This window comes from Longitalea luteola, assembly GCF_017356035.1.
Classification (GTDB): Bacteria; Bacteroidota; Bacteroidia; order Chitinophagales; family Chitinophagaceae; genus Niastella; species Niastella luteola.
On record NZ_JAFIQX010000003.1, the window covers coordinates 660,989 to 674,097 of the forward strand.

The window sequence follows — 13,109 nt, forward strand, 5'->3', positions numbered from 1 at the left end:
TAGAGGTGATAAAGTTGATAAAGTCAACGAGTTTGTAAGTTATTAAGTTAATCAGTTCTTGAGTTTTTCAGTTAAACTCGTTACTGGTTTTCAACTCATGAATTTACGAACTGAATAACTTACAAACTCAATAACTAATGAACTGTGAACTTTAAACCGTGAACTTTAAACTGTTTTCTGCCTTCTGCCCATTCACGAGCTATGAACGAAAGAAACAAAAGTCTTGATGCGTTACGAGGGGCTGCAATACTCGCAATGGTATTGTCAAGCAGCATTGCCTTTGGCGTTTTGCCTGGCTGGATGTACCATGCGCAAACCCCGCCGCCTTCGCATGCGTTCAATCCCGGGTTGCCTGGCATCACCTGGGTAGACCTCGTATTTCCTTTTTTCCTGTTCAGCATGGGAGCAGCTATTCCACTGGCTTTACATAAAAAAGTAAAGGAAGGAAAAAGCGCAGCCGCCGTGCTGTACACTGCGGCACGCCGGTTTATGGCGTTGGTGTTCTTTGCGCTGTTCACGGTGCATGCGCGCAGTGCAGTAATGAGTGGCGAGCCCGCCGCCTGGCATCATGGATTATCGGTCGCCGCTTTTGTATTGTTGTTCTTTCAGTGGTATAGTCCGGCCGGAACAGCACAAAAAACAAAGTGGCTGGTAATTAAAGTAGCTGCTTTTGCGGGCGCCGGTTTGCTGTTATTGCTGTTGCCTTTCAAAGACGGTAAAGGATTTTCTTTGTACCGCAGCGATATCATCATTATTGTGCTGGCGAATATGGCCTTGTTCGGTACGGTCATCTGGTGGTTCACCCGCAGCCGGCCATGGCTGCGGATCGGTTTACTGCCCTTTGTTTTGGCGATCTTCCTGGGCGCCCAATTTCCCGGTACGTGGAACGAACGCGTGTTTCAATGGTCGCCGGCGCCCTGGATATACAAGTTCTATCATCTGAAGTATTTGTTCATTATCATCCCCGGCACCCTGGCTGGCGACTGGTTGGCGGCAGATGCCGGTACAAAGAAAGCAGGGCAGGGCTTGCCGCCGGCAAACCTGAAAATTATTGCCGCCATATCGTTCATTATTATAGCAGCGAATGTTATATTGCTGTTTGACCGCCATACAACAATAAATGTTCTCCTTACAATTGGCTGTTGCGGCGCCGGTTATTTTATCCTACAGAAAATACAACAGGAACACACTTCCCTGATACACAGGTTCTTTAAAGCTGGTACTTATTTGTTATTGCTGGGACTTTTTTTTGAAGCCTGGGAAGGCGGCATCAAAAAAGACCCTTCTACATTCAGCTATTATTTTGTTACTGCGGGACTTGCCTTTTTTATGTTAATGGCTTTTCACGGGTTACAATTAACAAAGATGGGTGCGCCACTGGTTGAATATTTCAGCCACAATGGCAAAAACCCCATGGTAGCGTATGTAACCGGTAATTTGTTATTGTTGCCGCTCCTGCACCTGAGTGGCGGATATTCGTTGTATGTAAATATGCAAAAGAATGTACCCGGTGGTGTGTTGAGTGGCTTTCTGTTCACCGGTATCGTATCCCTGGTAACGGTGGCATTCACAAAAAAGGGATGGTTTTGGAAAACGTAAAAAGCAATCGATCGTAGTAGACCGCAGCCCGTCCGGCCGGTCATCCGGCGGGCATCTGGCCAAACAACAAATATTATTTTCAAATGAATCTATCGACTATTGACGTAGTGATCATTATTCTGTACCTGGTGGTGATCATTGGCCTCGGATTCTGGATCTCGAAGAAAGCCTCGAAGAACATGCAGTCGTACTTCCTCGGCGATAACAATATCAAATGGTATTGGCTGGGATTCAGTAACAGCAGTGGCATGTTCGATGTAAGCGGTACGGCGTTTTATGTAGCGTTACTCTTTATTTATGGATTTAAAGCCGCCTGGCTGCCCTGGTTATGGCCCATCTGGAACCAGATCTTCGTAATGGTATTCCTGGCCGTATGGATCCGGCGAAGTAATGCCCTCACCGGCGCCGACTGGATCATCAAACGTTTTGGTGACGACAGCAGCGGCCGCCTGGCGCACATGATCGTGGTGATCTTTGCTATCGTCAGTGTGATCGGTTTTATAGGGTATGTCTTTGTAGGTATCGGCAAATTTGCCGCGGGCATTCTGCCCTGGGACCTTACCAATTCTGTATTCACCAATGAACAAACCTATGCCTTCATCATTGTTACCTTAACTACATTATATACCGTAAAAGGAGGGATGTACAGTGTGGTAGCTACCGAGGTGTTGCAATATGGCATTCTGGTGGTTAGTTGCATACTCGTCGTGATTTTTGCAGTAAAAGGAATTAATTACGATCAGCTGCACCAACAGTTGCCTGATGGCTGGGCTTCGTTCTGGCCGCAATGGAAGCTGGATGTAAGCTGGGGTAATACATTTCCGCAAGCCAATGATAAAATAGCAGAAGATGGCTTCACCTGGTTTGGCGCCCTGGTGCTCATGATGATCGGCAAGGGAATATTCGCAAGTCTGGCAGGGCCTGTGCCCGGCTTCGATATGCAACGCATCCTCAGCGCCAAAAAGCCGTGGGAAGCAGCCAAGCTGAGTGGCTTCACCAACCTCGTATTGTATATTCCGCTGTTTATGATGGTGAGCGCACTGACCCTGATCGCATTCAATTCCTTCATGCCCGTATTGCAGGGACAAACAAGACCCGATTTTGAAGTGATCCTCAGCCAGGTGGTTAGTAATTATCTGCCCGCAGGTATTCGTGGTATTGTGCTCGCCGGTTTGCTGGCATCTTTTATGAGCACCTTCTCAGCCTTTGTAAATGCAGCGCCTGCTTACCTGGTAAATGACTTCTATAAAAAATATTTCCGACCAAACGAACCGCCCCGCCATTATGTGAAGTGCAGTTATTTAACATCGGTAACAATCATTGCCATCGGATGTTTTTTCGGGTTGTTCGCCGACTCCCTCAGCTCCCTCACGTTATGGATATCATCGGCCCTGTATGGAGGTTATGCAGCCGCCAACGTATTGAAATGGATCTGGTGGCGCTTTAATGGTTATGGTTATTTCGCCGGTATGCTGGCCGGATTATTATCGGCCACCTTTGTACCGAAACTGATGGCCTGGTTAAGCTCTGCGTATTTTACCAATTATCAAGAGTTGTTTGGCAGCGGTATCGGTACACTGATCTCTTTCTTCATCATCCTGGTGCTTTCGATGGCGGCCAGTATCATTGGTTGTTTGTTAACACCCATGCCAGATAAACAGGTACTGCAAAAGTTCTATACCAATACAAAACCCTGGGGCTTTTGGAACCCCGTCTTACAATGGGTAAAAAAGGTGGAACCTGCATTTGAACCCAATCGCCAGTTTAAATGGGATATGCTGAATGTGCTGGTGGGTATTTGCTGGCAGATGAGCATGGTCATCATGCCTGTATTCTTTGTGTTCGGCTATTTCAATTATGGCTTTATGGCTATGGGTATATGGCTGACCTGTATGATCATTTTAAAATTTACCTGGTACGACAGACTTAAAATTACAGCTGCATGAAAAAAGGGATGATTCTTTTACTATCGATGGTGGCTGCATTGGCTACAGCATCGGCACAAACCGAACCGGTTGACAGCAGTTACGCCAACAATTACTATGTAGAACGGATGAAATTCTTCGAGCAGTTACATCCTGCTCCAAAGCCGGTCGTATTTCTTGGAAACAGTATCACAGAAGCAGGGCCCTGGAGCGAAGTGTTGCCCGGCATTAATGTAGTCAACCGCGGCATCAGTGGTGATAATTCCTGGGGCGTACTTGCCCGCCTTCACCAGGTCGGCCAGTTGAAACCGGCAAAGATCTTTTTACTGATTGGCGTAAACGATCTTAAACGCGGCGTACCCGTTGAATATATTATCCGTAACTATGATCGCATTACCGCTACCCTAAAAAAGACATTGCCAAAAACAACCCTGTACCTGCAAAGCGTATTACCGGTGGCGGAGCCCATGCTGGCGAATATCTATGCAAAGATCAGCAATGAAAAGATCCAACAACTGAACGAAGGATTGAAACAGGTAGCGCAGAAATATAATTGTCCGTTCATTGACCTGTACCATGAAGTATTTATCGATGAAAAAGGACAAATGCGCACAGCGTATACAACGGATGGATTGCATTGCAAACCGGCGGGATACCTGGCCTGGGCTGCATACTTAAAGAAAAAAGGATACTTATAAAACATAGTTTATTTATGGTAAGAAGTTTCACGTGCCGGGTACCGGTTACCGGTTGCCGGTCAACTAAAACCGTGTCACGGATAACTGTGCTCAGGGGCATTTCGCGATTGGCAATTGTCCCTGCCCTGATGACCCGGCCGAACCGGAATTGTAGATTGTCGGCAGCCGTTTCACGTTTCACCTTTGCCGTTTGCCGATCAACGGTACTCGTTTTAAGTACGTTGGCATCTTTTGCACAGGAAGGCTCAAAAAAGATCGACAGCAACTACAACAATGCCTACTACCAGGGTCGCATGGAATTGTTCAATACATTGACCCCGCCGAAAAATGCCATTGTATTTTTAGGGAACAGTATTAGCGAACGGGGCGCCTGGAGCGAGTTACTGCCGGGGCAACCCGTTATGAACCGGGGCATTGGTGGCGATAATACGTTCGGCGTACTGGCCAGACTGGAAGGAGTGGTAAAAGCAAAACCAAAGAAGATCTTTCTGTTGATCGGCATTAATGACCTCAGCCGCGGATTGCCAAAAGAAGTGATCATTAATAACTATCATCGCATCATCAGGTATCTTACCGCTTTTACGCCGAAAACAAAAATATATCTCCAGAGTGTATTGCCCCTGAATGAGCCAATGACAACTCCGGCCTACCTGAAAAATAAGAAAGACAGCATCCTGCAATTGAATAGAGGTATAAAACAGGTGGCGGAACAATATCATTTACCGTATATCAACCTGCATGATATCTTTGCCGATGCCAATGGTGATCTGAAGAAAGAGCTTACCATGGATGGCATTCATCTTAGACCTGCGGCTTATGTGTTGTGGGTGGATTTTCTTAAGAAGAAGAACTATTTATAAGTTGCCCTGGCACGGATCCAAACGGTGACACGGTAGCAGATAGAAGTCGGAAGCCGGAAATCAGAAGTTGGTAGTAAGTGAGAAGTCGGATGTCTGAGGCAAGAAGTTATAAAATCAGTATATGTTCAAAGTAAAGCTATATTCGATCCTGTTATTCTTACTCGGAAGCCTGCAGGTGGCAGGGCAGGCGCAAAAACCAGTACGTATAACGTATGCAGTAAAAGATACCAGCACCTTATGGTTCGACTGGTACAAGCCAACGGCAAAAGCCAATGGCATGTCGGTATTGTTCATTCATGGCGGCGCCTTTACCGGTGGTGATCCGGAGAACCAGCGTCCCATGGCCGAAGGATTGAACAAATTAGGCTACAATGTATTTGTGATCAAATACCGCTTGTACCTGAAAGGGAAAAGTTTTGGGTGCGATATGGTATTGCCCGAAAAATTAAAAGCCATCCGGCAAGGCGTGGAAGATGGACGCGATGCAACGGCTTATTTAATAAACCATGCCGGCGAGCTGCAGGTAGATACCTCAAAACTGTTTCTTGCAGGCAGCAGTGCCGGTGCAGAAGCCGTGTTGAACCTGGTATTTAATCCATTTACCCGCAAGAATGATACTGCCTACAACCTGTACAGGACATTCCGCTATGCCGGAGTGCTGTCATTTGCCGGCGCCGTGCTCGACATCAATACCGTGTATGCACATGCACCCGTACCTGTGTTTATGATGCATGGAACCAACGACCAGCTGGTGCCCTATGCAACAGCGGCCCATCGCTTTTGTAAAGCAGTTGATCCCGGGTGGATGATCATGTTTGGCGCCCGGACCCTGTACGAGGAAATGTATAAAAGAAAATGGCCGGTGGTATTGTACTCCTATGAAGGAAGTGGACATGAAGTGAGTAGTTATATGTTCCGCAAGTTTACCGAGATGGACAGCTTTATGCAACAGGCCGTTAAACAAAAAGTAAAAGCAGCACATCTGGTGGTTAAAAGAAACGACCAACCAAAAAAATAAGCAGGTATTATGAAGATAACGGGAACTTTTATTGATGAGATCAGTCACGACATCCCTCATCAGAACTGGGGCGCCGCAGAATGGCGTCGTGATTTTGAATACATGAAAGCCATTGGTATCGATACCGTCATTTTGATCCGCAGTGGTTACCGCCGGTTCATTACCTATCCTTCGGCTTATTTGATAAAAGAATACGGTTGCTACCAGCCGCCGGTTGACCTGGTGGAGCTGTTCCTGCAATTGTCTGACGAACTGGGTATGAACTTCTACTTTGGTTTATACGACAGCGGTAAGTACTGGGACACCGGTAATATGCAGCATGAAATTGACAGCAACCGTTTTGTGATTGATGAAGTATGGAAAAAATACGGACAGTATAAAAGTTTTAAAGGCTGGTACCTGAGTATGGAGATCAGCCGTAAAACAAAAGGGGCTACCGAAGCTTTTAAAACGTTGGGGTTGCAATGCAAACAGGCAAGTAATGGATTGCCCACACTTATTTCGCCCTGGATAGATGGGAAGAAAGCGGTCATGGCCGCGTCTGCTTCACTGACCAAAGAAGAAGCCGTCTCTCTAAAAGAACATGAGCAGGAGTGGAGCGAGATCTTTGCGGGTGTACAGGGCGCCGTGGATGCAGTCGCCTTCCAGGATGGCCACATCGATTACCATGAGCTGGATGATTTCTTCGCCATCAACAAGAAAATGGCCGACCGTTTCGGGCTCCAATGCTGGACGAATGCCGAATCTTTCGACCGTGACATGCCGATAAAATTTCTGCCCATTAAATTCGAAAAGCTGCGCCTGAAGCTGGAAGCAGCAAAGCGGGCCGGTTATGATAAGGCCATTACATTTGAGTTTTCTCATTTTATGAGTCCGCAGTCCGCGTATCTGCAGGCGGGACATTTGTACAATCGATATCGGGAGTATATCTCGGTGACTGGTTGACCAGTTGACCCGTTAACTGGTTAACTGGTTGATAAGGTTGAAACAGCTGATATCCAAAAACGGGAGCGGATAAACCGGTAACTGGCAACCGGTAACTGGTAACCGGTGACCGGCAACCGGTGACTGGTAACCGGTATCGCTTTCAAAAGTAATCAGGCCAATCCTTTTAACAATAACGTTCTATGATAACCACAGCATTAAAAAAACGAACAGTAAGTTTTGAAAAGATCCAGGTAGAACAATATGCAACCGCAGCGGAAGCATCTGTACAGGTAGCGCAGGAAATAGCGGCGCTCATCAGGGAGAAACAGGCCAAAGGTCAGCGTGCCGTATTGGGATTGGCAACCGGTTCTACCCCAAAAAAAGTATATAAAGAACTGATCCGTTTACACCGCGAGGAAGGTTTGAGTTTTCACAACGTCATTGCCTTTAACCTCGATGAGTATTATCCCATGCAGCCAACCGCCTGGCAAAGCTATAAGCGGTTCATGAAAGAAAATTTATTCGATCATATAGACATCGATCAGCAGGATTGCCATATTCCTGATGGCAGCCTGCCGCAGGAACTGGTAAAAGCTTATTGTGAACAATATGAAAGAAGGATAGAGGAAGCCGGTGGTATCGATTTTCAGTTGCTGGGCATTGGCCGTAACGGGCATATCGGTTTCAATGAACCCGGTTCGCACAACAGTTCTGTTACCCGGCTGATAACCCTTGATATCAGTACCCGGCTCGATGCAGCACCAGAATTTGGCGGCACTATCAATGTGCCTAAAAAAGCCATTACCATGGGCGTCAGCACCATCCTGAAAGCCCGCAGGATCGTTTTGCTGGCCTGGGGTGAAACGAAAGCCGGTATCATACAACAGTCGGTTGAAGGTCCCGTCACCGAGCTGGTGCCGGCGTCCTATCTGCAGGCACATCCCAACGTGAAATTCGTATTAGACGATGCCTGCGCCCTGGAGTTGACCCGCAACAAAGCGCCTTGGTTAACTGATAATGTGGTGTGGGACCGGGGCATGATCAAAAAAGCAGTGACCCACCTGGCGCTCACAGTGAACAAACCGATCCTGAAACTCACGAATAACGACTATAACGAAAATGGATTGAGCGAACTGCTGGCTTTATACGGACAGGCATACGATATCAATATAGATGTCTTCAACTGGCTGCAGCATACCATTACCGGCTGGCCGGGTGGTAAACCCAATGCCGATGATACGAATCGTCCTGAGCGCGCTCTACCACATAAAAAGCGAATATTGTTATTCAGTCCGCACCCCGATGATGATATTATTTCCATGGGCGGAACTTTTCAGCGCCTGGTCGATCAGGGACATGAAGTGCATGTAGCTTACCAAACATCCGGAAACATTGCGGTGGCCGATGATGAGGCCTTTCGCTTTATGCAGTTTGTGACCGATTTCAACCAGCAATTCGGCGTTGCCAATAAAGAAAGCGTGGCGTTGTATGAAAAAGCAGCCCGTTTTCTGAGATCAAAAGCAAAAGGCGAGAAGGATATTGATGAGCTGCGTTACGTAAAAGGACTCATTCGCCGGGGCGAAGCGCTGAATACGTGCCGTTATACCGGTGTGCCCGATGATCAGGTACATTTTCTGAATATGCCCTTTTATGAAACCGGACTGGTAGAAAAGAAACCGTTGAGTGAGGAAGATTACGTTATAATAATGGAACTGATAGAAAGAGTGCAGCCGCACCAGGTATATGCTGCCGGTGACCTGGCCGATCCGCATGGTACGCACAAGGTTTGCCTCGATGCCATACTGGAAGCCATGAAACGGTTAAAGCATAAATCTTATATGAAAGATTGCTGGCTGTGGTTGTACAAAGGCGCCTGGGCTGAATGGGATATTCACCAGATTGAAATGGCCGTGCCTCTGAGCCCAGACCAGGTATTGAAAAAGCGGGGCGGTATATTTAAACACCAGTCGCAAAAAGATGGGGTGGTGTTCCAGGGCAGCGACAGCCGGGAATTCTGGCAGCGCGCCGAGGAACGTAATAAGGCCACTGCTGGCTTGTATAATCAGTTAGGGTTGGCAGAGTATGCGGCTATGGAAGCATTTGTACGCTGGGAATATTAGTGTTCTATAAATGCAACGGGTGGGTGCTCTTGTAAAGGGCGCTCACCTTTTTTATTGTAAAGGATATCCTTATTTTAGCTGCATAAAAAAGATGACTATGATCCAAAGCAGCGAGTTCCAGTTTGAGCAGGATATCCCCTGGGAAGATGTAGGTGGTGGCATTCAACGGCAGATCTATGGTTATGATGACCGCGTAATGCTGGTGAAGGCCAAATTTGAGAAGGGCGGTATCGGAGCGCTGCATCAGCACCCGCATTCACAGGCAACCTATGTAGAAAGCGGTGTATTTGAAATGACCATTGGTAATGAGAAAAAGATCATTCGCAAGGGCGATGGTTATTACGTACCGCCAAATATCATTCATGGCTGTGTGTGCCTCGAAGCAGGTATGCTCGTGGATGTGTTTTCCCCGCACCGGGAAGACTTTCTGAAATAGTAATAGCCGGCTGTTTGCCGCAGCTCCTGCTGTATTTTACAAGCTTACAATATCTTCATCATAAGATAACACTGCTATTTTTTTCTTACAGATATTTTTACAGGTATGCCCCTGCCATCAGTAATATAAAAATTAACGTTGGCGGCACTGGTGGTAATTACCCGAACACCCGTATTATAGAATGGCCTTGCCTTTAAACGGGTAACAGGCACTGCAATGAACGCATAGTTCCTGGTTGTAAGGAACAGGATAACGTGTATCCGTATTATACGATCGAACATCAAAGAAACTGGTTACGGGTTTTATTCGGAAATCTCATTCATTAAATATTAAGTAAAATGACACAACGCTACAACGTAGTGAAAGGGTGTGCCATGCCCTTTACAAAAGGCCGGTTGATAGTAAGCTGGTTATTGCCGGTGCTTTTACATGTCTTGCTGGTTTTGCCCGTACTCGCGCAGAACGCGAACCCGGCGATCAAAGGGGTGGTAGAGAATGAAAAGGGCGAACCCCTTGAAGGAGTGACCATCGACATGAAGAATGAGGCAGGCGATCTCAAGCGCTCCGCCGTAACTACAAAAAAAGGGGCATTTACATTCGATAATCCCGGCGTTAAAGGCACTTATATTTTTACCATTTCGCATATCGGGTATGTAACGCAGGTGGTGCGCAAAGAAAATTTTGATCCGCAAAAAGAAGAAACGATCTCCATTGTGTTGAAAGCAAATGCTGCGGATCTTGAAGTGGTCGTGGTGAGCTATGGTAAACAACGTAAGCAGGAAGTGACTGGTTCTATCGTACAACAGAATGCGGCTGAATTGCAGGATATGCCGGTAGGACAGTTTGCCCAACAACTGCAGGGAAAAGTAGCAGGCGTACAGGTGGGCCAGAACAGTGGAACACCCGGCCGTGGTATGGAATTCCGCATTCGCGGCGCTGCTTCTTTTGCTTCAGATAACCAACCATTATTTGTAGTGGATGGAATTCCCATCACCGGTAGTATCAATAATATCAATCCCTCGGAAATAGAGAGCTTTACCATCCTGAAAGACGCTGCTGCCAGCTCCTTATATGGTTCCAGGGCAGCCAATGGCGTAGTGCTGATCACTACCAAACATGCTAAAGCCGGTGATGCCAAAGTGGAGTTCAACACATTTTACGGCAGCCAGGTGATCCCTAAAAAAGGGAGGCCCGATATGATGACCGCCCGCGAATTTGCCGAGTTTCAGAATGAATATTATGAAGACCGGGTAAAATATGAAGGATTTACCGGTACGTTGAATCCTGTATACCAGAACCCCGAGCGGTATGGCGATGGTACCAACTGGTTTGATGTATTAACGCGTAATGCGCCAATTCAAAACTATGATCTCACTGTTTCTTCCGCTACCGGCAGATCTTCTTCTACAGTGATGGCCGGTTACCAGGACCAGCAGGGCGTGATCCTGAACACAGGTACCAAATTATTCTCCTTGCGCTATAACCAGGACTTTACCCTGGTGAATAATAAATTGAAAATTGGATTTGGCATAGCGCCCAGCTATCGTTTAGATCACAATAACCGCCTGGGAACAGAAGGTGTTAACAACCTGATTGAAAAGATCGTAGAGGCCAGTCCGTTAATAGCTCCCGTAGACAGTAACGGCAATATGCCGCTTTATGTACATTCACCCGGGATGGTCGCGAATGTAAACCCCTATGCGCAATTCACGCAAATAAAGGATGATTACAAAACGACCAGGATCCTGGGAAATGCGTATGTGAATTATGAGTTATTGAAGGGCCTGAGCATAAAGGGTTACCTGGCAGTGGACAAAGGCGCAGAAACCCGCAGCCGTTATTCGCCTGCCAGCATTTCCACAACGAATATTGCCACCGGTACCAGCAGTTCCGTTGACAATTATTCCTGGACCACCGAGGCCACCCTCAACTATTCAAAAACATTATTTAACGATCATCATATCGAGTTGCTGGCCGGTTATTCAGCGCAGCAGTTTGAACAGGAGAGCAATGCAATAAACGGTACCAATTTTCCCAGTGATGATGTGCAGTTCCTGAGTGCAGCCACTTCCATCACCTCCGGCGCCAGTAACGCTACGGCTTATTCACTCGTTTCTACAATCGGAAGGTTGAATTATAATTTTAGGGGTAAATACCTGCTGTCAGGAGCTATACGTCGCGATGGTTCTTCGCGCTTTGGTGTTAATACTAAATACGGTAATTTTCCTTCCATCTCGGCCGGCTGGGTTATCAGCAATGAGAACTTCATGGAAAGGTTCCGTACCTTCAGCTTTCTAAAATTGCGCGCCAGCTACGGTATCACCGGAAACAATAATATCGGTAATTATACCAGTATTCCTCAGGTAGCCTATAGTAATTATGTATTTAATGGCGCCCTGGTATCAGGAGCCACCATTGCTACCCTGCAAAACCCCGGCCTTCAATGGGAGCGTAACAAACAATTCGACATAGGTGTTGATCTTACTCTTTTCAATAACCGCCTTTCGTTCACCTACGACTATTATCACAAATTATCCGATGGGCTGATCCAGGACAGGCCCATTCCCCGCGCATCTGGTTATACCAGTGTTTCTTCCAATGTGGGCATCCTGGAATTCTGGGGGCACGAGTTCACGCTGAGTGGCGCGATCCTTACCGGTAAGGTGACCTGGAACGCTTCTGTTAATATGACGTTCGACCGCAACAAGATAAAAAAACTGTTGGCCCCCGGTTTCATCCGCCGGAACAATACCATTACTTCCGATTACTACAGGAACCAGGAGGGACATGCGCTGGGTGAATTTTACGGATTTGTTTTTGATGGCTTGTATAAAGATGCAGAGGACCTGGCCAATTCACCTAAATACGGTTCTGCCTCCGACGTAGGTACCATCAAAATGAAAGACGTAACGCCCGATAAAGTGATCAATGAAAGCGACCGTACTTTTATCGGCAACCCCAATCCCGATTTTCTTTTTGGTACCAGTCATCAGTTAAGCTATAAGAATTTTGATCTGTCGATAACAGTAGCAGGCTCCTATGGCGGTAAGATCCTGAATCCTTCCAAATGGGCTTATCTCACGAACCTCGATGGCGCCCGTGGTTTGTTGGCTGCCGTAAAGGATCGCTGGCGGTCACCCGAGAATCCCGGGTCAGGCGTATATCCCAGGACAAAGACCGGTACAACAGCTATAGGCCGTTCGGTGAACAGCCAGTGGGTTGAAGACGGTTCGTATTTAGCGGTAAAGAATATTGCGCTCGGCTATTCCATACCGCTGAAGGGAAATACGGCATTCAAAAGCCTTCGCGTATTTGGTTCCATCCAAAACGCTTTGATCCTGACAAAATACTCTGGTATCAATCCGGAGATCAGTCTCAACGGATTGAATGGCTACGGTATAGGTATCGATGAGAATGCCTATCCGGTTCCGAGAGTCTTTGCGATCGGTTTATCAACAAGCTTTAAATAATCTAGAAAGTGTGCCCCGCTTTTTCAATACACCGGGGAAGTGTGGCACACCTTGAT

10 protein-coding genes are annotated in these 13,109 nt (G+C 46.9%); 9 read left to right on the forward strand and 1 reads right to left on the reverse strand.

Annotated elements, in window-relative coordinates; translation table 11 throughout:
* Positions 1–201 precede the first annotated feature (201 nt).
* The 8 genes from JUB15_RS11170 to JUB15_RS11205 all read left to right on the forward strand — a co-directional run bounded on the left by JUB15_RS11170 (position 202) and on the right by JUB15_RS11205 (position 9,583).
* A complete protein-coding gene (locus JUB15_RS11170) occupies positions 202–1,599 on the forward strand; it encodes a DUF5009 domain-containing protein (protein ID WP_207512544.1) in 1,398 nt (465 codons plus the stop codon).
* 83 nt (positions 1,600–1,682) lie between these two features.
* The gene (locus JUB15_RS11175) at positions 1,683–3,545 is read left to right on the forward strand and encodes a sodium:solute symporter family protein (protein ID WP_207512545.1); all 1,863 of its coding nucleotides are present in this window, start codon (positions 1,683–1,685) and stop codon (positions 3,543–3,545) included.
* On the forward strand, positions 3,542–4,222 hold the full coding sequence (locus tag JUB15_RS11180) for a GDSL-type esterase/lipase family protein (protein WP_207512546.1): 681 nt from the start codon (positions 3,542–3,544) through the stop codon (positions 4,220–4,222). Before JUB15_RS11175 ends, JUB15_RS11180 begins: the two co-directional genes overlap by 4 nt.
* Before the next feature lie 14 nt (positions 4,223–4,236).
* The gene (locus JUB15_RS11185; protein WP_242696306.1) at positions 4,237–5,082 is read left to right on the forward strand and encodes a GDSL-type esterase/lipase family protein; all 846 of its coding nucleotides are present in this window, start codon (positions 4,237–4,239) and stop codon (positions 5,080–5,082) included.
* A gap of 121 nt (positions 5,083–5,203) precedes the next feature.
* On the forward strand, positions 5,204–6,100 hold the full coding sequence (locus JUB15_RS11190; protein WP_207512547.1) for an alpha/beta hydrolase: 897 nt from the start codon (positions 5,204–5,206) through the stop codon (positions 6,098–6,100).
* Positions 6,101–6,109: 9 nt separating this feature from the next.
* Complete coding sequence (locus JUB15_RS11195; protein WP_207512548.1) at positions 6,110–7,045, forward strand: DUF4434 domain-containing protein; 936 nt, start codon at positions 6,110–6,112, stop codon at positions 7,043–7,045.
* A gap of 182 nt (positions 7,046–7,227) precedes the next feature.
* Positions 7,228–9,147, forward strand: a complete 1,920-nt coding sequence (gene nagB / locus JUB15_RS11200; protein ID WP_207512549.1) for a glucosamine-6-phosphate deaminase — start codon at positions 7,228–7,230, stop codon at positions 9,145–9,147.
* Between the two features lie 97 nt (positions 9,148–9,244).
* Positions 9,245–9,583 (forward strand): cupin domain-containing protein, encoded by a 339-nt coding sequence (locus tag JUB15_RS11205; RefSeq protein ID WP_207512550.1) that lies wholly within the window; start codon positions 9,245–9,247, stop codon positions 9,581–9,583.
* Between the two features lie 74 nt (positions 9,584–9,657).
* Here JUB15_RS11205 and JUB15_RS11210 read toward each other — a convergent pair whose 3' ends face one another.
* Positions 9,658–9,864, reverse strand: a complete 207-nt coding sequence (locus JUB15_RS11210) for a hypothetical protein (RefSeq protein WP_207512551.1) — start codon at positions 9,862–9,864, stop codon at positions 9,658–9,660.
* Positions 9,865–9,921: 57 nt separating this feature from the next.
* Between JUB15_RS11210 and JUB15_RS11215 the strand changes: the two genes are divergently transcribed.
* A complete protein-coding gene (locus tag JUB15_RS11215) occupies positions 9,922–13,053 on the forward strand; it encodes a SusC/RagA family TonB-linked outer membrane protein (RefSeq protein WP_207512552.1) in 3,132 nt (1,043 codons plus the stop codon).
* The last annotated feature ends 56 nt before the right edge of the window (positions 13,054–13,109 follow it).